This is a genomic window from Streptomyces sp. CNT360, assembly GCF_000424785.1.
Map to the genome: position 1 here is coordinate 15,859 of NZ_AUKO01000001.1, position 23,226 is coordinate 39,084.

21 protein-coding genes are annotated in these 23,226 nt (G+C 71.3%); 8 read left to right on the plus strand and 13 right to left on the minus strand.

All coding sequences use genetic code 11. The annotated features are described in order from the left end of the window. Positions 1-24: 24 nt before the first annotated feature. The gene (locus H297_RS0100055; RefSeq protein ID WP_106959520.1) at positions 25-699 is read right to left on the minus strand and encodes a DUF4190 domain-containing protein; all 675 of its coding nucleotides are present in this window, start codon (positions 697-699) and stop codon (positions 25-27) included. 154 nt (positions 700-853) lie between these two features. Here H297_RS0100055 and H297_RS0100060 point away from each other — a divergent pair, with 154 nt between their 5' ends. From H297_RS0100060 to H297_RS0100070, 3 genes are all read left to right on the plus strand, one after another. Beyond that, positions 854-1,891, plus strand: a complete 1,038-nt coding sequence (locus H297_RS0100060; protein ID WP_027735369.1) for an adenosine deaminase — start codon at positions 854-856, stop codon at positions 1,889-1,891. 185 nt (positions 1,892-2,076) lie between these two features. After that, positions 2,077-2,784 (plus strand): glycerophosphodiester phosphodiesterase, encoded by a 708-nt coding sequence (locus H297_RS0100065; protein ID WP_027735370.1) that lies wholly within the window; start codon positions 2,077-2,079, stop codon positions 2,782-2,784. A gap of 74 nt (positions 2,785-2,858) precedes the next feature. Beyond that, the gene (locus H297_RS0100070) at positions 2,859-3,215 is read left to right on the plus strand and encodes a zinc-ribbon domain-containing protein (protein ID WP_027735371.1); all 357 of its coding nucleotides are present in this window, start codon (positions 2,859-2,861) and stop codon (positions 3,213-3,215) included. 121 nt (positions 3,216-3,336) lie between these two features. Here the strand turns inward: H297_RS0100070 and H297_RS0100075 are convergent, their stop codons facing one another. Further along, positions 3,337-4,770 carry a gamma-aminobutyraldehyde dehydrogenase gene (locus H297_RS0100075; protein ID WP_027735372.1) on the minus strand — a complete coding sequence of 478 codons (1,434 nt, stop codon included), beginning with the start codon at positions 4,768-4,770 and terminating at the stop codon, positions 3,337-3,339. A 164-nt stretch (positions 4,771-4,934) separates the two neighbouring features. Between H297_RS0100075 and H297_RS0100080 the strand changes: the two genes are divergently transcribed. The 4 genes from H297_RS0100080 (at position 4,935) to H297_RS0100095 (ending at position 8,917) form a co-directional block, all read left to right on the plus strand. Then, positions 4,935-5,426, plus strand: a complete 492-nt coding sequence (locus H297_RS0100080; RefSeq protein ID WP_051351369.1) for an Lrp/AsnC family transcriptional regulator — start codon at positions 4,935-4,937, stop codon at positions 5,424-5,426. Continuing rightward, positions 5,411-6,817 (plus strand): aspartate aminotransferase family protein, encoded by a 1,407-nt coding sequence (locus H297_RS0100085; RefSeq protein WP_051351370.1) that lies wholly within the window; start codon positions 5,411-5,413, stop codon positions 6,815-6,817. The genes H297_RS0100080 and H297_RS0100085 overlap by 16 nt, the downstream gene beginning before the upstream one ends. Before the next feature lie 139 nt (positions 6,818-6,956). Next, positions 6,957-7,733, plus strand: a complete 777-nt coding sequence (locus H297_RS0100090; protein ID WP_027735375.1) for an ATP-binding cassette domain-containing protein — start codon at positions 6,957-6,959, stop codon at positions 7,731-7,733. Then, on the plus strand, positions 7,715-8,917 hold the full coding sequence (locus H297_RS0100095; RefSeq protein WP_027735376.1) for a hypothetical protein: 1,203 nt from the start codon (positions 7,715-7,717) through the stop codon (positions 8,915-8,917). The genes H297_RS0100090 and H297_RS0100095 overlap by 19 nt, the downstream gene beginning before the upstream one ends. A gap of 76 nt (positions 8,918-8,993) precedes the next feature. On the opposite strand, the gene H297_RS33665 is transcribed toward H297_RS0100095, so the two are convergent. From H297_RS33665 to rpsB, 9 genes are all read right to left on the minus strand, one after another. Beyond that, complete coding sequence (locus tag H297_RS33665; protein WP_078513720.1) at positions 8,994-10,094, minus strand: ABC transporter ATP-binding protein; 1,101 nt, start codon at positions 10,092-10,094, stop codon at positions 8,994-8,996. Between the two features lie 26 nt (positions 10,095-10,120). Further along, positions 10,121-11,878, minus strand: coding sequence for an ABC transporter permease (locus H297_RS0100105; RefSeq protein ID WP_078513636.1), 1,758 nt, complete (start codon positions 11,876-11,878; stop codon positions 10,121-10,123). Beyond that, positions 11,854-12,930, minus strand: coding sequence for a thiamine ABC transporter substrate-binding protein (locus tag H297_RS0100110; protein ID WP_027735378.1), 1,077 nt, complete (start codon positions 12,928-12,930; stop codon positions 11,854-11,856). Before H297_RS0100110 ends, H297_RS0100105 begins: the two co-directional genes overlap by 25 nt. Positions 12,931-13,103: 173 nt before the next feature. Further along, entirely contained in the window at positions 13,104-14,210 is a 1,107-nt protein-coding gene (gene rlmN, locus H297_RS0100115) for a dual-specificity RNA methyltransferase RlmN (protein WP_027735379.1), read from the minus strand. 181 nt (positions 14,211-14,391) lie between these two features. Continuing rightward, entirely contained in the window at positions 14,392-15,624 is a 1,233-nt protein-coding gene (locus H297_RS40930; protein WP_078513637.1) for a phosphatidate cytidylyltransferase, read from the minus strand. A gap of 39 nt (positions 15,625-15,663) precedes the next feature. Further along, the gene (gene frr, locus H297_RS0100125) at positions 15,664-16,221 is read right to left on the minus strand and encodes a ribosome recycling factor (protein ID WP_027735381.1); all 558 of its coding nucleotides are present in this window, start codon (positions 16,219-16,221) and stop codon (positions 15,664-15,666) included. 361 nt (positions 16,222-16,582) lie between these two features. Continuing rightward, on the minus strand, positions 16,583-17,341 hold the full coding sequence (pyrH, locus tag H297_RS0100130) for a UMP kinase (RefSeq protein WP_051351371.1): 759 nt from the start codon (positions 17,339-17,341) through the stop codon (positions 16,583-16,585). A 197-nt stretch (positions 17,342-17,538) separates the two neighbouring features. Next, the gene (gene tsf / locus H297_RS0100135; RefSeq protein ID WP_027735383.1) at positions 17,539-18,375 is read right to left on the minus strand and encodes a translation elongation factor Ts; all 837 of its coding nucleotides are present in this window, start codon (positions 18,373-18,375) and stop codon (positions 17,539-17,541) included. 151 nt (positions 18,376-18,526) lie between these two features. After that, complete coding sequence (gene rpsB, locus H297_RS0100140; protein ID WP_027735384.1) at positions 18,527-19,447, minus strand: 30S ribosomal protein S2; 921 nt, start codon at positions 19,445-19,447, stop codon at positions 18,527-18,529. A gap of 451 nt (positions 19,448-19,898) precedes the next feature. Here rpsB and H297_RS40935 point away from each other — a divergent pair, with 451 nt between their 5' ends. Next, complete coding sequence (locus H297_RS40935; protein ID WP_078513638.1) at positions 19,899-21,170, plus strand: M23 family metallopeptidase; 1,272 nt, start codon at positions 19,899-19,901, stop codon at positions 21,168-21,170. Here H297_RS40935 and H297_RS0100145 read toward each other — a convergent pair. Both H297_RS0100145 and whiG read right to left on the minus strand, forming a co-directional pair. Beyond that, positions 21,059-21,598, minus strand: a complete 540-nt coding sequence (locus H297_RS0100145; protein WP_037792605.1) for a TetR/AcrR family transcriptional regulator — start codon at positions 21,596-21,598, stop codon at positions 21,059-21,061. The two genes, H297_RS40935 and H297_RS0100145, sit on opposite strands and share 112 nt — an antisense overlap. A 623-nt stretch (positions 21,599-22,221) precedes the next feature. Further along, positions 22,222-23,073, minus strand: coding sequence for an RNA polymerase sigma factor WhiG (gene whiG / locus H297_RS0100150; RefSeq protein ID WP_027735386.1), 852 nt, complete (start codon positions 23,071-23,073; stop codon positions 22,222-22,224). Positions 23,074-23,226: the final 153 nt, after the last annotated feature.

Consider the following 23,226-nt stretch of genomic DNA (forward strand, 5'->3'; position numbering starts at 1 on the left):
CCCGGCATCACAGGCGGGAGGGCGTCACCCGTCGTACGTCAGCGTCACCGATGCGCCCGCACCCCTGGCGTCGTAGGAGTCACCGTCACCGCCCCCTCCCCCTGAACCGCCCCCGCCGGAGTCGTCGGCCCAGGCCGTGAGGCTCAGCACCAGCAGCGTGCTGACGATCACCGAAAGAGCGAGCCCGACGATGCCGAGCACGAACCCCGCCGTCGCCTGGGGCCGGCCCCCCAGCTCACCCCGGGCCACCCCGCGCCGCGCACTGGCCCCCAGCACCAGCGCGACGGTGGAGGAGAGCACGCTGGCGAAACTGCCCCAGCAGGTGACAACCAGCACGACGCTGACGATGCCGACGACCATGGCCGCGATGGACCTGCCCGCCGGCAGCGGCGGCCCCTGCCAGCCGTACCCGTGGGGGGCGTAGGCACCGGTGCCGCCGTACGCACCGTAGGCGTCGTACCCGCCGGAGGCGTACCCCGGGGACGGTGCGCCGTACGCCGGCGGCGGGGGCTGCCCGGCATGGCCTCCGTACCCCCCGTACGCCGGGCCGGGTGCCGTGCCGTAGGAGCGGCCCGGGCCGTCCGGTGCCACGGGTATCGGGGGCGGCTGATCACCGCCGCCCTTGTCGCTGCCGTCACCCGGCGGCCCGGGCTGCCCCGGCACTCCGGCGGGCGGCGACTGCCCCGTTCCGTGGCCCATGGTGCCCCCTTTCGTCCCCACCCTTGCGACCTGCGACCCCTGCGCTCCGTCCATGCTATGCGCCTGCCCGGACACCGCCCCGGGCCGCCCGCGCCCCTCCGGTGCGGGCCGACGCCTACGATGATGCGGTCCCTCAAGGAGCCGGAGGCACCTCTTGACCGATTCTGCCGATCTGACCGCCTTCATCGCGGGGCTGCCCAAGGCCGAGCTGCACGTCCACCACGTCGGTTCCGCCTCGCCCCGCATCGTCGCCGAACTCGCTGCGCGGCATCCCGACGCCGGGGTACCGGCCGATCCGGAAGCGCTCGCGGAGTACTTCACGTTCACCGACTTCGCCCACTTCATCAAGGTCTACCTCTCCGTGGTGGACCTGATCCGCGACGCGGAGGACGTGCGGCTGCTCACCTACGAGATCGCCCGCGACATGGCGCGCCAGGCGGTCCGTTACGCGGAGCTGACCGTCACCCCCTACAGCTCCGTGAGCCGTGGCATCCCGGACGGCGCCTTCCTGGAGGCCATCGAGGACGCCCGCAGGTCCGCGGAGCGGGAGCTGGGTGTGGTGCTGCGCTGGACGTTCGACATCCCCGGTGAGGCGGGGCTGGAGTCGGCGGAGGAGACCGCCCGGATCGCCACCGAGATGACCCCGGACGGGCTGGTCTCCTTCGGCCTGGGCGGGCCCGAGATCGGTGTGCCGCGGCCCCAGTTCAAGCCCTACTTCGACCGCGCGCTGGCGATCGGTCTGCACAGCGTGCCGCACGCCGGTGAGACGACGGGGCCCGGAACGGTCTGGGACGCCCTCACCTCGCTGCGTGCCGAGCGCATCGGCCACGGCACCAGCGCGGTCCAGGACCCCCGGCTGCTGGAACACCTGGCCGAGAACCGGATCCCGCTGGAGGTCTGCCCCACCTCGAACGTGGCGACCCGCGCGGTGGAGTCGCTGGAGAGCCACCCCATCGGCGAGCTGGTCAAGGCGGGGGTGCTGGTGACGGTCAACAGCGACGACCCCCCGATGTTCGGCACCGACCTCAACACCGAGTACGCCATCGCCGCCCGGCTGCTGGGACTGGACGCCTCCGGTGTCGCGGCCCTCGCCCGCAACGCGGTGGACGCCTCCTTCCTGGACGAGGCGGGCAGGTCCCGGCTCCGCGAGGAGATCGACGCCCACCTGGCCGCCTGGCAGCGGCCGAGGTGACCCGGGTGCCGCAGCAGAAGGCATCCGCACACCACCGCGGCGACGGCCCGGAGGAGAGCAGGCCCCGGGAGACGACCGGCGCCTCGCAGGGCGGCCGCTCGGCGGAGGCAGCGGCATCGGCGACGGAGGCAGAGGTGGGCACGTTCGGGTACGCCGCACGGGCGCACGCGGGCGGACCCCGCGCGCTGGACGGGGTGCACGCCGTCGCGCACCGGGGTGCGCCCTTCGTGGCCCGCGAGAACACCCTGCGCTCCTTCCGCGCGGCCGTCGTGGCGGGCGCCGACGCCGTCGAGCTCGACGTGCGGCTCACCCGGGACGGGGTGCCCGTCGTGCTGCACGACCGGACGCTGGGGCGGCTGTGGGGACGGGACGTCGCCGTCGCGGCGCTCTCCCGCGGGCAAGTGGCCGAGTCGGCTCCCGGCATCCCCGCACTGACCGAGGCGCTGGCGGCCACGCGTGCGGTGCGTACGCTGATCGACCTGCCCGACCCGGCTGCGGTGCCGGCCACCGTCGCGGCCGTGCGCGAGGCGGACGCCGCGGAGCGCGTGTACTACTGCGGCGGCCCGGTGGCGATGCGGCGGGTGCGCGCGAGGGAGCCCGGTGCGGAGCTGGCGCTGAGCTGGGACCGCGCCGCCCCGGTGCGCCCCACGCTGCTGGAGGAGCTGCGCCCCCGCTGGCTCAACTACGGTTTCGGGCTGCTCACCCCGCAGCTCGTGGCCCGCGCGCACGCCGACGGTCGTCTGGTCTCCGCGTGGACGGCCGACCGGCTGCGCACCATGCGCCGACTCGCCGCGATGGGGGTGGACGCGATCACCACCAACCACATCGAGCGACTGGTGCGCGAGCGCTCGGCCCCGGCCGGGCTGCGGGGTTGGGGCAGGGTCGTTACATGAACGGCTTACCGCAGCCCGCCTTCGGATGGTTGGCTGCCTACCCTCATCCACGGACACCACGAGGGAGCTCGGCCGTGCTCATCTTCGGCACCTCCAGCAAGCTGGTACAGATCGCCATGCTGAACCTGCTCTGCGGCTTCTGCGGCAACCCGGCCGCTCATCCGCTGCGCAAGCGGGTCACGAAGTTCTCGCTCTTCTTCATCCCGCTCTTCCCGATCGCCCCCGCCAAGCACCACATCCAGTGCACGTTCTGCGGCGCGGCGACCGAGATCTCCAAGGAGTCGGCGGAGCAGATGCTCGCCCACGGCGGGGCGCCCGGCGGCCAGTTCGGGCCGCAGCAGCCCGGCGACGGTGTCACACAGCAACCGGGCGCCGGTCAGGACGGCAACCCGTTCGCCGCTCAGCAGCCGCAGAACCCGTACCGGTCCTGAGACTCCCGGCTCGCCGCCCGAGCCGGAGCCCGGTCCCGGCGCATGTGCGAGGGGCCCGCACTCCACCGTGGGTGGGTGTGCGGGCCCCTCGCGCATGAGCGGGCTCAGCCCGCCGGGCGGCTCACAGCGCGGTCATCACGTGCTTGACCCGCGTGTAGTCCTCCAGGCCGTACATCGACAGATCCTTGCCGTATCCGGACTTCTTGAAGCCGCCGTGCGGCATCTCGGCGACGAGCGGGATGTGGGTGTTGATCCACACGCAGCCGAAGTCGAGCGCCTTGGACATCCGCATGGCGGTGCCGTGGTTCGTCGTCCACACCGAGGACGCGAGGGCGTAGTCGACGTCGTTGGCCCACTGGACGGCCTGCGCCTCGTCGGTGAACTTCTGGACGGTGATCACGGGGCCGAAGACCTCGTTCTGGATGATCTCGTCGTCCTGCCGGAGCCCCGAGACGACGGTGGGCGCGTAGAAGAAGCCCTTGTCGCCGACGCGCTCACCGCCCGCCTCGACCTTGGCATGGGCGGGCAGCCGGTCGATGAAGCCGGCGACCTTCTCCAGGTGGGTGGGGTTGTTCAGCGGACCGTAGAAGCAGTCCTCGTCGCCGAGGTCGCCCGTCTTCACCTCGGCCGCGGCCTTGGCGAGTGCCTGGACGAACTCGTCGTACACCCCCTCCTGCACGAGCACGCGGGTGGCCGCGGTGCAGTCCTGGCCCGCGTTGAAGAAGCCGCCGTCGCGGATGCCCTCGACGGCCGCCGGGATGTCGGCGTCGTCGAAGACCACGCAGGGGGCCTTGCCGCCCAGCTCCAGGTGCACGCGCTTGAGGTCCTTGGCGCCGCTGGCGGCCACCTCCATGCCGGCGCGCACGGAACCGGTGATGGAGGCCATCGCCGGGGTGTCGTGCTCGACCAGCAGGCGGCCGGTGTCGCGGTCGCCGCAGACGATGTTGAAGACGCCCTTGGGGAGGATCTCGCCCATCACCTCGGCCAGGAAGACCGTGGAGGCCGGGGTGGTGTCGGAGGGCTTGAGCACGACGGTGTTGCCCGCGGCCAGCGCCGGGGCGAACTTCCACACGGCCATCATCGCCGGGTAGTTCCACGGCGCGACCTGGGCGCACACGCCGATCGGCTCGCGCCGCACGAAGGAGGTCAGCCCCTCCATGTACTCGCCGGCCGCCTTGCCGTCCAGCATGCGGGCCGCGCCGGCGAAGAAGCGGATCTGGTCGAGCATCATCGGCAGCTCCTCCTGCCGGGTCAGCTCCAGCGGCTTGCCGCAGTTCTCGCACTCGGCGGCCAGCAGCTCGTCCGCGCGCGTCTCCAGCGCGTCGGCGATCTTGAGGAGCGCCTGCTGGCGGGTGCCGGGCGTCGCGTCGCGCCAGGCCGGGAAGGCGGTCTCGGCGGCGGCCATCGCGGCGTCGACGTCGGCGGCGCCGGACAGCGGCGCCGTCGCGTACGCCTCACCCGTCGCCGGGTTGACCACCTCGGTGGTCCGGCCGTCAGCGGCGTCCCTGAACTCCCCGTCGATGTAGTTGCGCAGTCGACGCAGCTCGGTGGTCACTTGGCACCCCTCCTGCTCCGTTGTCCATTGGGTGAGACTGCCAGCCTAACCGTCCGAGCCACGTTTTCGATACACCTGACCCCGTCGAACGACGGAATCAGTTCTTGCTTGCTTGGTTCGCTACGGATTGCATCGCTGCAGGGTTGCGTGACGGCGCAGGTCTCATGCACAGTGAAGCGGTGGCTCGCGACTCGAAGAAGACACGCGGCTCCTCCCTGGATGCCGTGTCCCTGGCGATCATCGAACAGCTCCAGGAGGACGGACGCCGTCCGTACGCCGCCATCGGCAAGGCCGTGGGCCTGTCGGAGGCGGCCGTCCGGCAGCGCGTCCAGAAACTCCAGGAGCAGGGCGTCATGCAGATCGTCGCCGTGACCGATCCGCTCACCGTCGGCTTCATGCGCCAGGCGATGCTCGGTGTGACGGTCGACGGTGACGTCGAGCCGGTCGCCGACGCGCTCGCGGAGATCGACGAGGTGGACTACGTCGTCGTCGCGGCGGGCTCCTACGACCTGCTCGTCGAGATCGTGTGCCACGACGATGACCATCTCCTGGAGCTGATCAACAAACGCATCCGGACCATGCCGGGCGTGCGCTCCACGGAGAGCTTCGTCTACCTCAAGCTGCGCAAGCAGACCTACACATGGGGAACGCGATAAAAGTGAGCAAGGACAGTCACGCCGCCCAGGGAAGCAAGGACCTCTCCCGCACCGCACACGACCACCTGTGGATGCACTTCACCCGCATGTCGTCGTACCGGGACGCGCCGGTGCCGACCATCGCCCGCGGTGAGGGCGTCTACATCTACGACACCGACGGCAAGCGCTACCTCGACGGCCTGGCGGGCCTGTTCGTCGTCCAGGCGGGGCACGGCCGCGCCGAGCTGGCCGAGGCGGCCAACAAGCAGGCCCAGGACCTCGCCTTCTTCCCCATCTGGTCCTATGCGCATCCCAAGGCCGTCGAGCTCGCCGAGCGGCTGGCCCAGCATGCGCCGGGCGACCTGAACAAGGTCTTCTTCACCACCGGCGGCGGCGAGGCCGTCGAGACGGCGTGGAAGCTCGCCAAGCAGTACCACAAGCTCACCGGCAACCCGATGAAGCACAAGGTCATCTCACGGGCCGTCGCCTACCACGGCACCCCGCAGGGCGCCCTGTCGATCACCGGCCTGCCGGCCCTCAAGGCGCCCTTCGAACCGCTGGTCCCCGGCGCGCACAAGGTGCCGAACACCAACATCTACCGCGCCCCCATCCACGGCGACGACCCGGAGGCCTTCGGCCGCTGGGCAGCCGACCAGATCGAGCAGCAGATCCTGTTCGAGGGCCCGGAGACCGTCGCCGCGGTCTTCCTGGAGCCGGTGCAGAACGCCGGCGGCTGCTTCCCGCCGCCGCCCGGCTACTTCCAGCGGGTCCGCGAGATCTGCGACCAGTACGACGTGCTGCTCGTCTCCGACGAGGTCATCTGCGCCTTCGGCCGGCTGGGCACGATGTTCGCCTGCGACAAGTTCGGCTACGTCCCGGACATCATCACCTGCGCCAAGGGCATGACCTCCGGGTACTCCCCGATAGGCGCCGCGATCATCTCCGACCGCCTCGCCGAGCCGTTCTACCAGGGCGACAACACCTTCCTGCACGGCTACACCTTCGGTGGCCACCCGGTCTCCTCGGCCGTCGCCCTGGCCAACATCGACATCTTCGAGCGCGAGGGCCTCAACCAGCACGTGCTCGACAACGAGGCGCACTTCCACCGGACGCTGCAGAAGCTGCACGACCTGCCGATCGTCGGTGACGTGCGCGGCAACGGGTTCTTCTACGGCATCGAGCTCGTCAAGGACAAGGCGACCAAGGAGACGTTCACGGACGAGGAGTCCGAGCGCGTGCTCTACGGCTTCCTGTCCAAGGCGCTGTTCGAGAACGGCCTCTACTGCCGCGCCGACGACCGCGGCGACCCGGTCGTCCAGCTCGCCCCGCCGCTGATCTCCGACCAGAAGGTCTTCGACGAGATCGAGCAGATCCTGCGCTCCGTGCTGACGGAGGCCTGGACGAAGCTGTAAGGCGGGTCCCGCCCGCGGTGGGCCGGGCGTGACCTGGACGCCAGGGACGGGGTCATCGGTTCCAGTGACCGATGACCTCGCCCCTCGTTTCACTCTCCAGAGGGAACGACGGTTCACGATGTTGAGTGGAGGTGCCCACATGGCCGCCCCGCCGGACGACGTGCTCTGGGCGCGCGGACTGCACTACGCCTACGACGGCTCGCCCGCCCTGCAGGGCCTCTCCTTCGGCATCCGGGAGGGCGAGATCGTCGCCGTCACCGGGCCGCGGGGCAGCGGGAAGACCACCCTGCTGCGCTGTCTGTCCGGACAGACACTGCCCGCGCAGGGAGAGGTCTGGTTCAACAGCGCTCCGGTGCACACACTGGGGCGCGCGGCCCGGGAGCGGCTCCGACTGCACCGGTTCGGGTGGATCGACAGCAGCCCCCGCCTGGTGCCCGAGCTGACCGCCTGGGAGAACGCCGCGCTCCCGCTGCTGCTGCACGGCAACGGATACCGCGCGGCCCGCAAGGAGGCCTGCGCCTGGCTGGCGCGGCTGGACGTGGGCGACTGCGCCCGCAGGCGGCCCGCCGCACTGGACCAGTCCCAGCGGCAGCGCGTCGCCGTCGCCCGTGCCCTCGTGCACTCCCCCGCGGTCCTCTTCGCCGACGAGCCCACCGCTCCGCTGCACCGCACCGACCGCGCACAGGTGCTGCGCACGCTGAGCGCCGCCGCCCGCTCGCACGGCATCACCGTCGTGCTGGCCACCCACGATCTGACGCTCACCCGGGCGGCACGCACCGCGGACGCGACCGGTGCCGCGCTGGCGGACCGCCTCGTGACCCTGGCGGACGGGCGCCGGGCGCCCACCCCCGCGGCCGCGAACCCGACCGCCCCCGCCGAACCGGAGGGCACGGCAGCGTGCTCACTCTCCGTCTGACGCTGGCAGCGGCGCCGCTGGCGCTGCTGCTGAGACTGCTGCTCCTGTGCGCCTCGGCGGGTGTCGGGCTGCTGCTGCTGAGCGCGCTCTCGCACGCGCTGGAGCATCCCCGGCATCCCGACGGCTCCCTTCTCGGACTGCTGTGGTGCCTGGTCCCGCTGGCGGTCACCGCGCAGCTCGCGGCCGCCCTCGGACGGACCGAGCCGAGCCCCTGGACCCGCGCCGGACTCGACGCCGCCGGGCTGGGACCCGCGCGGCTCCCCCTGCTGGCCGCCCGCACCGCCGCGCTCCCCTGCGTGGTGGGCGGCGCGCTGGCACTGCTGGTCACGGCAGGACCGGGCCGCGGCGAGGGAGGGCCGGCCAGCACCACGGCAGGGCCGCTCCTCCCCGGGCAGCCCCTGCCGACAGCCGCCGCGCTGACCCTGTTGAGCACCCTTCCGCTGGTCGCCGCCCTGGCCGCCGCCTGGGGCACACACCGCACCGTCGCCACCGGCCCGGCGCCGGGCACCACGGCTGCGCCGCACGCACCGTACGGAGCGCACGAGCCCTCCCGACCCGTACGCGGCACCGGCACCGGAGGGCTCGCTGCGGGCGCCCTGCTGATCGTCGCAGGACTGCTGCTGGCCGGTTACGCGGCACGTCACGCCCCGGGACACGGCTTCGCGCACCCGAGCAGGCCGCGGGCGGCGGATGTGGCGGCCTCGCCCCTGGCCGCGGGCTGGCTGCTCGCGGCGCTCGGCCTGATCGTCACCGGGCCCGCGCTGGCGGCGCTGTGCGGGCGGATGCTGGCCGCAGGCCGTCCAGGTGCAGCACGGCTGCTGGCCGGGCGCGCGCTGGAGCGGGAAGCCGGATGGACGGGGCGGCCACTGGCGACGCTGAGTGTGCTGGCCGCCGCCCTGCTGGTGATCGCCCGTGCGCAGCTCACCGGGGAGGGCGTGCCGGGCCCGGGACCGCTCGGGGCCCTGGCCGCGGCGTTGGTGGCGGCCTGCGCGGCAGGAGCGGCGCTGGCGGCCCTCACCCGCGTCCGCCGCTCCCGCGCCCCTCGTGCGGAGCTGTTGCAGCAGCTCGGAGCGGACCGGAAGCTGGCACGCGGGGCGGCACTGCTGCGGGCGGCCACCACGGTCGGCGTGTTCGCCGTCCTGGCGCTGGCGGCCGGCCTCCCGGCGGCGCTGCCGCACCGGTGATCCTGGAGCAGCACGGGATCGGGGCGCCGCAACGGCAGAAGCGACACGCGAAATGCGGGCGGCCCGGTGCGGAACGTCAGCCGCCCTCGGACGCGCCCCGCCCGTGAAGCCCGTCCGCGTCCGGTGCGGGCCCGGCCTGGTCGTCCTCCCTGCCGTCGAGGGTGACCGTCTCCTTCGGGTCGAAGACCGCACCCACCTGTGCCCCCTCTTCCGGCGCGTCCCGCAGTGTGCAGGCGGCCTCCAGGGGCGGCCCGTCGGCAGGGCGCAGCAGCAGGGTGACCGTCGAGGAGTCGCCGCCACGGAACGTGCGGGCCGCCACCGTGCAGCGCACCCCCTCCTCCGGCTTCCGCAGCAGTACCCCTCCGGGACGTACGAGCAGCGACGTGCTGCCCTGCGGGGTGCCCTCGGGTACGGCGAGCTTCCCCCAGGCGGTGTCGGCGGTCTCACCGTGGACGGTGGCGGGGGTGATGTTGTCGAAGCCGAGGAACCGGGCAACGAACGGGGAGGCGGGACGCTGCCAGACCTCCAGCGGGGTGCCGGCCTGCGCGATGCGGCCGTCCCGCATGACGACGACCCGGTCGGCCAGCGCGAACGCTTCCCCGTGGTCGTGCGTGACGGCGAGCACCGTGGTGCCCAGCCGGCGGAAGAGGGAGCGCAGTTCGACGACGAGGCGTTCACGCAGTCCGCGGTCGAGCTGTCCCAGGGGCTCGTCCAGCATCAGCAGCTTCGGGGCGGGCGCCAGTGCCCGCGCCAGCGCCACCCGCTGCTGCTCGCCGCCGGACAGCGCGGTCACTGCACGGCGTCCGGCCTCGGGCAGCCCGACCAGTTCCAGCAGTTCTGTGACACGGCGCTCCGTCTCGACGCGGCCCGTGCGGTGCATCCGGAGGCCGAAGGCGACGTTCCCTGCGACGTCCCGCTGCGGGAAGAGCTGGTGGTCCTGGAACATCAGGCCGACGCCCCGCTTGTGCGGCGGTACGCCACCCTGGTCCTGTCCGGACAGCAGCACGCGCCCGGAGTCGGCCTGCTGGAGCCCGGCGACGACACGCAGGAGGGTCGATTTCCCGCTGCCGCTGGGCCCCAGGACGCACACCGTCTCGTGTTCGGCGACTTCCAGGTCGACGGCGTCCAGCGCCGTGCGGGTGCCGAAGCGTACGGTCACGCCGTCCAGTCGCAGCATGCCCGACTCTCCCTGCTCCTCGGTGTTCACAGCTCTCCCCGGCTGTCGGTGCGCACGCGCTCCAGCGCGAACAGCACAGCCGCGCAGACGAGCATCAAAATGGTGCTGAGTGCCATGGCCTGGCCGTAGTTGGTCTCCCCCGCGCGGCCCAGCAGCCGGGCCACCGCCACCGGCAGCGTCGGGGTGTCGGGGCGGGCGATGAACACGGTGGCGCCGAACTCGCCCAGGGAGACCGCGAACGCGAATCCAGCGGCGACCAGCAGCGCTCGACGTACCAGCGGAAAGTCGACCTCCCGCCAGGCGCGCAGCGGTGAAGCGCCCAGCACGGCGGCCGCCTCGCGCAGTCGGCTGTCCACGGCGCGCAGGACGGGCAGCATCGTGCGGATGACGAAGGGCACGCCCACCAGTGCCTGAGCCAGCGGCACCAGGAGCCAGCTGGAGCGCAGATCGAGCGGGGGCTCGTCCAGGGCGATGAGGAAGCCGAAGCCGACCGTGACGGCGGAGGTGCCCAGGGGGAGCATCAGGAGTGCGTCGAACCCGCGCACCAGCCGCTCGGCAAGGGACGGCGCGCCGTCCGTCCGACGACGGCCGGTGAGCGCTGCTGCTGCCAGGCCACCGACCACCAGGGCGATGACCGTCGCCACCGCCGCGTACGCAAGGGAGTTGCCGACGGCCTCCACCGGCGCGACGACGAAGGTGGCACTGTCGGACTGCTCGCCCAGAGCGCGGAAAAAGGTGAGCCCGTATCCGTCCGGCCCGTCGAAGGCCCGCAGCACCAGTACCAGGAGCGGCACGACAGTGAGCGAAACGATCATGCCCAGTACGCAGCACAGTACGGTCCACTGTCCCGCGCCCGTGGGGCGGTGCGCGGTGCGCTCCGCCGGGACGAGTGCCAGTGCTGTCTCCCGCTTCCGCAGCGACCAGGCGTGCACCGCCAGCAGGGCGGCCACCGCGGTGAACTGGAGCAGGGTGAGCACAGCCGCCACCGGCAGGTCCAGCAGAGTGGCCGTCTGGCGGTAGATCTCCACTTCCAGCGTGGCGAAACGCGGTCCGCCCACGACCTGGATGACGCCGAAGCTGGTGAAGGTGAACAGGAACACGATCAGCGCGGCGGCTCCCGCCGAGGGGGCCAGCGCGGGGAGGGTGACCCGGCGCCAGGCGGCGAGGCGGCCGGCTCCCAGCATCCGCGCCGCCTCCTCCTGACGCGGGTCCAACTGGGACCAGAAACCGCCGACCGTACGGACGACGACCGCGAAGTTGAGGAGCACGTGCGCCAGCAGGATCGCCCACACACCGGTGTCCAGCCGCACCCCGAGCCACCCGTCCAGGACGCCGCCGCGCCCGGCGAGCGCCAGGACGGCGGAGCCGATGACCACGGTCGGCAGAACGAACGGCACGGTCACCACCGCGCGCAGCAGCCGTTTACCAGGGAAGTCGAGCCGCGCGAAGACCCAGGCGGCGGGCAGGGCGAGGGCAAGAGTGAGCGCCGTGGAGGCGGCGGCCTGCCACACGGTGAACCAGAGCACCCGGAGGGTGTCCGGGTCGCCGAGGACCTGTCCGACGCGTTCCAGGTGCCACTGGCCGCCCGCGCGCAGTCCACGCCCCACGATGGCGGCGACCGGGTAGCCGAAGAAGACGGCGAAGAACGCCACCGGGACGGCCATCAGCGCGAGCCGCGCCCAGGTGCCCCGGTTGCGGGCGCGGACGGAGGCACGGGGCGCGGGGCCCGGTCCGGCAGGGTCGGCGGCCCTGCCGGCGGCTATTTCACGGCGAGCGAGGTCCATGTCTTGATCCAGCGCTCACGGTTGTCGGTGATCTTCTTGGGCGGCAGGGTGGCAGGGTCCTCGACGGTCTCGCCGTACTTGGTGAACAGTTCGGGAAGAGCGGCGTCCTCCCGGACCGGGCTGACGAACATCTGCAACGGCAGGTCCTCCTGGAACCGCTTGGTCAGCAGGAAGTCCAGCAGCGCCTTGCCGCCCTTGGTGTTCTTGGCTCCGTCGAGCAGCCCTGCGTACTCGTTCTGCCGGAAACACGTCCCCTTGGCGACGCCGGTGGGGGCCTTCTCGGGCGGGTTCTTGTCGCCCTGCACCTCGACGGGCGGGCTGGAGGCATAGGAGACGACCAGCGGCTTGTCGCCCTTGCCCTTGCCGCCGCGGGACCCGGTGAAGCGGTCGTTGTAGGCTTGCTCCCACCCGTCGACGACCTCCACGCCGTTGGCGCGCAGCTTCTTCCAGTAGCCCTGCCAGCCCTTCTCGCCGTACTCGGCGACGCTCGCCAGGACGAAGGCCAGTCCGGGCGAGGAGGCACCGGCGTCCTCGGTCACCAGAAGGTTCTTGTAGCGGGGCCGGGCCAGGTCGCCCAGCGTGCGCGGCGGGTCGAGCTTCTTGTCGGCGAACCACTTGCGGTCGTAGTTGACGCAGACCTCGCCGGTGTCGACAGGCGTGACGCGATGCCGGGCCGGGTCGGCCTGGAAACGTTCGGGCACCTTGTCCAGTCCCTTGGCCTTGTACGGGGCGAAGACGCCCTTGTCGAGGGGGCGGGAGAGGAGGGTGTTGTCGACGCCGAAGAAGACGTCGCCCTGCGGGTTGCCCTTGTTGAGGACCGCCTGGTTGACGGCGGCTCCCGCGTCGCCCCCGCGCAACACCTTGACCTTGTAGCCCGTCTTCTTGGTGAAGTCCGCAAGGACGGGCTTCGATGCGGCGAAGGAGTCGTGGGTGACGAGTGTGACCGTCTTGGCGTCCCCGCCGCTTCCCGAGCCGCCGCAGGCGGTGGCCAGCACAGCGAGGGTGAGGACCGAGGTGGCGGCAGCGGCGCAGCGCCGCACATGCGTATTCATCAAGGCATCGACTTCCTACCCGGCATGACCCGGGCGAGGTTCGAGGGTCTGCGACACGTACGGGTCGTACGGCCGCACTCTCAGCGCTGTGAGCGCTCCCCTGTCGGCTGTTCGGTTGTCAAGGCCGTACGGTCGGTACCGGCACAGCCCGCTCGAACACTACCAGTCGGGCCTCAGCGTTCGGTCGCCGCGAGCTGGCCGCATGCCCCGTCGATCTCCTGTCCCCGGGTGTCCCGCACGGTCACCGGCACACCGTGCGATTCCAGCGTCCGTACGAACTCCGCCTCGTCCTCGGGGCGCGAGGCCGTCCACTTGGAGCCCGGCGTCGGGTTGAGCGGGATGAGGTTGACGTGCACCCGCTTGCCCTTGAGCAGCTTGCCGAGGAGATCCGCCCGCCACGCCTGGTCGTTGATGTCCTTGATCAGCGCGTACTCGATGGAGACCCGCCGCCCGGACTTGGCCGCGTACTCCCAGGCCGCGTCCAGCACCTCCCGGACCTTCCAGCGGGTGTTGACCGGCACCAGGGTGTCGCGCAACTCGTCGTCGGGGGCGTGCAGCGAGAGAGCGAGGCGGCACTTGAAGCCCTCGTCCGCGAAGCGCAGCATGGCCGGCACCAGGCCCACGGTCGATACGGTGATGCCCCGCTGCGAGAGACCCAGCCCGTCGGGCTCCGGGTCGGTCAGCCGGCGGATGGCCCCGACGACCCGCTTGTAGTTGGCCAGCGGCTCGCCCATGCCCATGAACACGATGTTGGACAGCCGCGCCGGCCCGCCCGGCACCTCCCCGTCACGCAGCGCGCGCATCCCGTCGACGATCTGATGCACGATCTCGGCGGTGGACAGGTTCCGGTCCAGACCCGCCTGGCCGGTGGCGCAGAACGGGCAGTTCATCCCGCAGCCCGCCTGCGAGCTGATGCACATGGTGACCCGGTCCGGATACCGCATCAGGACGGACTCCACCAGCGTCCCGTCGTGCAGCTTCCACAGCGTCTTGCGGGTGGTGTCGTCGTCACAGCTGATGTGCCGCACCACGCTCATCAGGTCGGGCAGCAGCTCGCCGGCCAGCTTCTCGCGGGCGGCGGCGGGAATGTCCGTCCACCGCTCCGGGCGGTGCTCCAGGCGCGCGAAGTAGTGCTGGGAGAGCTGCTTGGCGCGGAACGGCTTCTCCCCCGCGGCGGCAACGGCCTCCCGCCGCTCGGCGGGGCTGAGGTCGGCGAGGTGCCGCGGCGGCTTCTTGACTCCGCGCGGAGCGACGAACGTGAGTTCTCCGGGTGCAGGCATAACGAATCAAGTGTCGCAGACGCACGGGCGGGCCTTCGCCCGTGCGTGGGTGTGCGGGGGCTGTGGCAGCCGAGGGCAGGAAGGCGCTGGCACGGGCGTGCGGGTCAGGAGGGCCGAGAGGCTGCGCGGAAGGGTGGTCCGCCTGGGTCATGCGCCGTACGCGGGGCCGGGCCGCACCAGGTCAGCCGGCTCCGACGAAGATCACCAGCAGCAGCCAGACCACGGGCGCCGTCGGCAGCAGGGAGTCGAGGCGGTCCATGATGCCGCCGTGTCCCGGCAGCAGTGTGCCCATGTCCTTGATGCCCAGGTCACGCTTCATCATCGACTCGCCCAGGTCGCCCAGGGTGGCGCTGACCGCGACAGCCAGCCCCAGCAACAGCCCCTGCCACCAGACGCCGTCGTCGATCAGGAACTGGGAGCACAGTGCGCCCGCCACCATGGCGAACGTCACCGCACCGATCAGTCCCTCCCTGGTCTTGCCGGGACTGATCCGAGGGGCCAGCTTGTGCCGCCCGAACCGCCAGCCCACGGCGTAGGCACCGGTGTCGCTGACGACGGTGAGGATCAGGAACGTCAGCACCCGTCGGGGGCCGTCGTCGGCCGCGAGCATGAGGGCGACGAAAGTGGCGAGGAACGGCACGTAGAAGGCCGCGAACAGGCCCGCCGTCACGTCCCGCAGATAGTCGGCCGGTGGCTGGGCCATGCGCCACACGAGAACGGCGAGCGCCGTGAGCGCCATCGCGACCCAGGCGCCCTCGGCACCGCGCAGATACCCGGCCACCGTCATCGCGGCGCCGCCCACTGCCAGCGGCACCAGGGGCGCGCTGATGTCCTTGCGTTCCTTCAGCCGCGAGGTCAGCTCCCACAGTCCGACGACGACAGCGACGACGATGACGCCGAGGAAGACCGGTTTGTAGACGAAGAGCGAGGCCAGGATGACCACGCCCAGGCCGAGGCCGACCCCTATCGCGGCCCGCAGATCCCGTCCGGCGCGCTTCTTGCCCTCCCCCGCGGCCGGAGCGGGCGCGGGGGACGACGGGGCGCCTGGCGGTGGAGCCGGGGGTGCAGCCTCCGGATGCTGCGGCCGCGGCGGGGGTTCCGCGCGCGGCCGGTCCTGGCCGTGCGGCGGCGTACCGTCCGGAGGGTCGGCCGGGCCTGGGAAGCCGGCGCCTTCAGGGCGGCGGCCTTCGGGGCCTTCTCCCGCATCACCGGGGCCCCCGGGGTCGGACACAATGGGCATACGCCGAGTCTGCGACGCATCGCCCCCCGCATCGTGCACGGGGACGCTCACGTCGCGCATGGAGAGATGACCATCGCCCGGGCGGGGCATCGCAGCCGGGGCTGCGGGCCCCTGCTCGCCAGGGCCCCGGTACCCCGTGTGCGGTTGCGCGGCTCCCCAGGATGAGTCGTTCACAAATAGCAGCCTTCGACCTCGGACCTTGAGACGGGGACCTCAGACTTCGAGCAGCTCGGCCTCCTTGTGCTTGAGCAGCTCGTCCACCTGACCGACGTACTTGGCGGTGGTGTCGTCGAGCTCCTTCTCGCCCCTGCGGCCCTCGTCCTCGCCCACCTCGCCGTCCTTGACGGCCTTGTCGATGGTCTCCTTGGCCTTGCGCCGGACGCTGCGGATCGAGATCTTGGCGTCCTCACCCTTGTTCTTGGCGACCTTGATGTACTCTCGGCGCCGCTCCTCGGTCAGCTCGGGGAAGGTCACCCGGATGATGTGGCCGTCGTTCGACGGGTTGACGCCCAGGTCCGAGTCGCGGATGGCCTGTTCGATGTTGCGCAGCGAGCTCTTGTCGAACGGGGTCACCACCGCCATCCGGGGCTCCGGAACGGAGAAGGACGCCAACTGGTTGATCGGCGTCATCGTGCCGTAGTACTCCGCCACGATCTTGTTGAACATCGCCGGGTGCGCACGGCCGGTGCGGATAGCGGCGAAGTCCTCCTTGGCGACGACGACCGCCTTCTCCATCTTTTCCTCGGCTTCGAGGAGGGTCTCTTCGATCACCACGTGCTCCTGGTTCGATGAATGAGCCTGACTGCTTCATCCGGGGCTATGAGCTGTCGGCCGCCCCGCGGGCCGCCCCGGCCCCCGCAGTGCACTGATGCCTGCACGGTGTCCGACCGGCAGGCTGTTGTCCATCCCCGTACCGGGCTGTTCGAGCGCCCCGGTGTTGCCGGGGTCCGCCGCGAACGCACCGGCCCACGTCCGCATACACCGCACCGGCCCGCGCCACCCGTCGGCCGGTACCACCCTGCCGGTCCGCGCCGCCGACGGCCCGCCAGCGGCACACGCCGCCGCCGACACGCACCGCCACCCGGTACGCACCGACGCCGGGCCGCAGGGTCCGGGCCGGAGGCGGGACAGGTCAGCCCCGGGTGCCCTGGTTGCTCACCAGGGTGCCGATCTTCTCACCCTTGACGGCACGGGCGATATTGCCTTCGACGAGGAGCTCGAAGACGAGGATCGGCAACTTGTTGTCCCGGCAGAGCGTGATCGCGGTCGCGTCGGCGACCTTCAGGTCACGCGTGATGACCTCGCCGTACTCGAGCGCGTCGAACTTCACTGCCGCCGGGTTGCTCCGCGGGTCGGAGTCGTAGACCCCGTCCACGCCGTTCTTGCCCATCAGCATCACCTCGGCGTTGATCTCCAGCGCACGCTGGGCCGCGGTGGTGTCGGTGGAGAAGTACGGCATGCCCATGCCCGCGCCGAAGATGACGACGCGCCCCTTCTCCAGGTGCCGGATGGCGCGCAGCGGAATGTAGGGCTCGGCGACCTGCCCCATGGTGATGGCGGTCTGGACGCGTGAGTCGATGCCCTCCTTCTCCAGGAAGTCCTGGAGCGCGAGGCAGTTCATGACCGTGCCCAGCATGCCCATGTAGTCGGAGCGGGCCCGGTCCATACCGCGCTGCTGCAGTTCGGCGCCGCGGAAGAAGTTGCCGCCGCCGATGACGACGGCGATCTCGGCGCCGTCGTCCCGGACGACCGAGGCGATCTCCCGTGCCACCTTGTGCACGACGTCGGGGTCGACACCGAGGCCACCGCCCCCGGCGAACGCCTCGCCGGACAGCTTCAGCAGGAAGCGCCGGCGGCTGTCACTGTCTTTGCCGGTGTCATTGCAGGTCATGGAGATCTCCTCGTGCACATACGAAAGAGGCCACTGCCGTCGGACCCTCGCGGTTCCCTCTGCGGCAATGGCCTCCTCGTCACAACTGCCCTGTGCCCGACCCTATCGGGCCCGCGCCGGTTCCGTTGCGGTACCCGGTGTGCACCAGGCGCGCGGGGGCCGGAACCGGCCTGCGGCTTACGTCAGGACCGGGCCTTTCAGGCGCCGACGCGGAAGCGGGCGAAGCGCTTCAGCGAGACACCGGCCTCCTCCAGGACCTTCTGCACGGACTTCTTGTTGTCCTTGGCGAAGGGCTGGTCGAGGAGGGTGTTCTCCTTGAAGAAGCCGTTCACCCGACCCTCGATGATCTTCGGCAGGGCCTGCTCCGGCTTGCCCTCCTCGCGCGCGGTCTCCTCGGCGATGCGGCGCTCGTTGGCGACCGTCTCCTCCGGGATGTCCTCGCGGTTCAGGTAGGCCGGGGAGAAGGCGGCGATGTGCTGCGCGACGTCCTTGGCGATGTCGGCGTTCGGGGAGTCCAGCTCGACCAGCACGCCGACCTGCGGGGGCAGGTCCGGGCTCGTGCGGTGCAGGTAGGAGCCCACGTAGGCGCCGGAGAACTGCGCGAAGCGGTCCAGCACGATCTTCTCGCCGAGGGTGGCGTTGGCCTCGTCGACATACGCCTGGACAGTCTTGCCGGCCTCGATCTCGGAGGCGAGCAGCGCGTCGATGTCGGCCGGGGAGGTGGCCTCGACGTGCTGGGCGATGGACTCGGCGACGGCGAGGAACTTGTCACCCTTGGCGACGAAGTCCGTCTCGCACTTCAGCTCGACCAGGACACCGGCCGTGCTGTCGTCGGAGATGCGGGCGACGACCGCGCCGTTCTCGGCGGTGCGGCTCTCGCGCTTGGCGACGCCCTTCTGGCCCTTGACGCGCAGGACCTCGACGGCCTTGTCGACGTTGCCCTCGGCCTCGTCCAGCGCCTTCTTGCAGTCCATCATGCCGGCGCCGGTCAGCTCCCGGAGCTTCTTGACGTCGGCGGCGGTGTAGTTCGCCATGGTCTGTGAATCTCTTCCCGGAAAGTCGATGAGAATGGATCTGGATCACGCGGGCGGACCGCCCAGGTCACGCCTGGACGGCGGGGGCACCCGGCCCCCGCCGTCTTACGGTGGACCCGAGGGGCCCACATGATCCACGTGGACCGGTGGGTCAGCCCTGCTCGGCAGCGGCCGCGGGCTGCTCGCCCTCGACGACCTGCTCGCCCTCGGTGGCCTGCTCGGCCTCGGCGGCGGGCTGGGCCTCGGCCGGCTTCTCGGCCTCGGCAGCAGCCTCGGCGGCCGGCTTCTCGGCGGCCTTCTCACCCTCCAGGAGGTCGCGCTCCCACTCGGCCAGCGGTTCACCGGCGGCCTTCTCGCTCTTGCCCTCGCCGGAGCCGCCCGACGAACGCGCGATGAGGCCCTCGGCGACCGCGTCGGCGATCACGCGCGTCAGCAGGGTGACGGAGCGGATCGCGTCGTCGTTGCCCGGGATCTTGTAGTCGACCTCGTCGGGGTCGCAGTTGGTGTCGAGGATCGCCACCACCGGGATGTTGAGCTTGCGCGCCTCACCGACGGCGATGTGCTCCTTCTTGGTGTCCACGATCCAGACGGCGCTGGGCACCTTCTGCATCTCGCGGATACCGCCGAGGGTCTTCTCCAGCTTCGCCTTCTCGCGGGAGAGGACCAGCAGCTCCTTCTTGGTCAGGCCGGAGGCGGCCACGTCCTCGAAGTCGATCTGCTCCAGCTCCTTGAGGCGCTGCAGCCGCTTGTAGACGGTCGAGAAGTTGGTCAGCATGCCGCCGAGCCAGCGCTGGTTCACGTAGGGCATGCCCACGCGGGTGGCCTGCTCGGCGATGGCCTCCTGGGCCTGCTTCTTGGTGCCGACGAACATGATGGAGCCGCCGTGCGCGACGGTCTCCTTGACGAACTCGTAGGCGCGGTCGATGTACGACAGCGACTGGAGCAGGTCGATGATGTAGATGCCGTTGCGCTCGGTGAAGATGAAGCGCTTCATCTTCGGGTTCCAGCGGCGGGTCTGGTGCCCGAAGTGGACGCCGCTCTCCAGCAGCTCCCGCATCGTGACGACGGCCATGGCCGTTCTCCTTGAAATACTCGGTTGTCGTCAGCGGAGGCGGATGCCCCCGCTTGCCTGACGCCCTGACGCGCCGCCCTGGAGGTCGTATGACGACTGGTCCTGGGACCGAGATGCGCGGCCACCGGGTGAGGGTGGCGGGCGTGCGAAGTCAGCCCGGTCACCCGGGCCGCACCAGCAGTGTACGGGACCGCTGAGGCGGGCCGCGCCGGGCGGGGGCCGCGGGTGCCTGCCGGTGCGGAGGGTGACCGCTCGCGCGGGTGACGGCGTTGTCCACAACTGCGGAGTTACCCACAGATCCTGACCATGATCCCTGCGGGCCGCCGATCCGCGCGACGGTTCTGCCATGACACGGCACAGGCCCTCCGGTGAGGGGGCAGGCACCAGCCTACGAGCGGGACGGCCCGCCGAGGACTCCGATCCCCTCGCCGACCGGGCGGCTCAGGACGTCATGGCGTCCGGCGAGGGGGCCACCGGGGCTCTTCGAGCGGCTCCCCTCCTCCGGCTGTCCTGCCTCTTGCAACGGCTGCGGCTGCGGCGGCTGCCAGGAGGGCTCTTCCGCTGCTCGCGGGCGGCCTTCTTGCTCCGCTTCTCCCTCGCAGCCCTCGCCGTAGTGCTGCTCGTGGGGCTGCTGTGCGTCACCGCCTCGCCGGGTGGCACGGCCTGGGCCCTCGAACCTCCCGCACCCGATGTTCACCCCGCGCGCGCGGGTGCGGGAGTCCCCGCCCGGGACGGACCGGAGGGCAAGGGGAGCAAAAAGGTGAAGGAGGGAGGGGCCGACCATGCGGGCCGAGCCACCCCGGGCCGCAACTGGCCGGTCGAGGGCACGGACGGGGCCCGGCGGCCACGGGTCCCCCGCGGCTGGGATCCGCCCCCGCAGCGGTGGGCACCGGGCCACCGCGGGGTCGACCTCGCCGCGCGCCCCGGACAAGCCGTCCGTGCGGTGGCTGACGGAAAGGTCTCCTTCGCGGGGAAGGTCGCCGGAAGCGGGGTGGTCTCGATCGAGTTGGCGGGTACGGGGAAACCCCCACTGCGGACGACGTACCAGCCGGTGCGGCCGTCGGTGCACAAGGGCGAAGCGGTGAAGGCCGGTGAGACGGTCGGCACGCTGGTCCGGGGTGAGCACTGTCCGCACATGCCGTGCCTGCACTGGGGTCTGCTCCGCGGCGACCGCTATCTCGACCCACTCTCCCTGTTGCCCGCATCCCTGCTGGGCGGCCGCTCCAGACTGCTCCCGGTCTTCGGTGTGCCCGTCCCCGGTGTGCGGCGCGGGCAAGGGCAGGCGCGGGGGAAGGACGTCACCGCAGCGCCTCTGGCCGCCGCTCCGGCTGCCGTGGCCGGGCCCGGGGCCGGCCAGGGCGGCCCCGCCACCTGGAGCGCGACAGCAGCACTGGTGCTCTGCTGCCTCTGGGCCCACCGGCGGCTACCGGGACGCCGACGGCCGTCGAGACGAAGGGGGTGTCGGGACGAAGGCGACGGTCGGCACGAGTGTTGTTGTCGAGACGGGAGAGAACGCGAGGGTCACGACAGAGGCCAGCGAGGCAGTCGGACGGTCGGCGCATCCCCCGTGGCCGCCGACCACCGGCACACTCCTGCCCCAGAGCAACCGCGTCAGCCGCAGACCCCGCGCAACGCCATGGAGACGGCTGCCTCGGCGATCTGCTCGGGATCCTCGGCGGCCCCCAACTCGACGCGGCGGACACCTGCGTCCACGACCCCTTGAAGGAGCATTGCCGCGAGGCGGGGCTGCTCGTGGCCCAATGCACCGAGTGCCTCCACGACCATGGTGATCAGTCCGCCGTGCGCGGCCCTGATGCGTTCACGGGCACCCGCGTCCAGCTCCCCCGCGGAGATCGCGGCGACAGCACGGTGCCGACGGTCTCCCACGAGCGCGAGCTGCCGACGGACGTACGCCTCGACCTTCCCCTCCGGCGTCTCCGCCTCGCGCATCGCCGATTCGACCTCGGCGGCCCACACCGGGAAGTCGACAGCGCACAGCTCCTCGACGACGGCGGCGCGGGAACGGAAGTACTCGTACACGGAGGACCGCGCGAGACCGGTGCGCTGGGCGAGGGCGGGGAAGGTGAGTGCTTCGGTCCCGCCCTCGGACAGCAACGATCTGGCGGCATCCAGCAGGGCCGCTCGCTGCATGGTCCGGTGCTCGGCCACAGAGGCCGCTCGAATCCTGGGCACGCCTCCAGCTTACGGATTCAGGCCCGCGACTCCCACACGTCCCCGCGGATCAACCGGACGACCGGCCGGACGAGACCTCGCGCCGCGCCGGACGCCGAGCAACCCGCGAAGAGGCCGCCGGGAAGATGAGGACGGAGGCGAAGAGGCAGGCGAGCCGCGCGCAGGTGTGACAGGGAGCCGTCAGAAAGCCCGCCAACGGAGCCGCAGGCGAGCAACGGACAGCAGTCGCCCACAGGGCCACAGGCGAGCCGCAAGCGGGGTCGGCGCACAGTCGAGGGGGCAGCAGGCGGAGGTCGCGAACGCCAGCGTGACCATTGATTGGGGAGGTGAGGCGCGAGGCGTCCGGCGACGGCGACTAACAAGCCGTGGGTGGTGGCGCAAGGCAGCTTGCGAGCCGAGACGGAAACAAGCCGCAGCCAGCGTGTGAGGCGGCCGACGTGCAGCAACACGCATAAGCGGGAGGCCCGGGACACGCACAAGCAGAAGGGACACAGGCCCGAAGCGGTCGACGCGGCAAGGTGGCGTGCGCCTCGTGGGCGGGAGCGCGAGATGGCCGGCGCGTGGGGGTGGGGCGCAGGGCGTCAGCGGCCGGCGTCGGCCAGCTTGGCACGGAGTTGCAGAACCGATTTGGTGTGGATCTGGCTGACGCGGCTCTCGGTCACGCCGAGGACCTGGCCGATCTCGGCGAGCGTGAGCCCTTCGTAGTAGTACAGGGTGACGACGGTCTTCTCACGGTCCGGCAGGGTGTTGATGGCGCGGGCGAGCAGGCGGCGCAGCTCGCGGTCCTCCGCGACCTCGACGGGGTTGTCCGCGGCGGTGTCCTCCAGCGTGTCCACGAGACTGAGCCGGTCGCCCCCCTCCCCGCCGACGTGCAGGAGCTCTTCGAGAGCGACGACGTTGGCGAGGGACAACTGGCTGAAGACCCCGTGCAGTTCCTCCACCTCGATGCCCATCTCACCCGCGACTTCCGCCTCCGAGGGGCTGCGGCGGAGCCTGGCCTCCAGGGTGGCGTAAGCGCGCTCCACGGCGCGGGCCTTCTGTCGCACCGAACGGGGGATCCAGTCCAGCGCCCGGAGTTCGTCGATCATCGCCCCGCGGATGCGGGTGATGGCGTAGGTCTCGAACTTGATGGAGCGTGCCGGATCGAACTTCTCGATGGCATCGATGAGTCCGAAGATTCCGGAGGAGACGAAGTCGGCCTGCTCGACGTTGGAGGGCAAACCCACGCTGACCCGGCCCGCGACGTATTTGACCAGCGGCGAGTAGTGCAGGATGAGCTGCTCACGCAGCCCGCTGTCGGCTGTGGCCTTGTAGGACCGCCAGAGTTCATCCAGCGAGCTGGGCGCAGTCCTGGGCGCGTCGTCGACCACGGCCCGCGCGGCTGCGGGGACCGCTGCGGTTGTGCGCTCGGGCCCGGAGAGGTGCTGAGGCATTCGTCGCCTTGAGCCGTTCTGCTGGGTAGTGGTGGTCTGTTGGTGTGCGGGATTCGTCGTCTCCTGGGAGACCGTGCGAGCGTAACGTGACCGGGGCATCGCAATATGCGACGGATCGTTCGCCCTCCTCTGTGCCGAGACACTCCTTTTCGC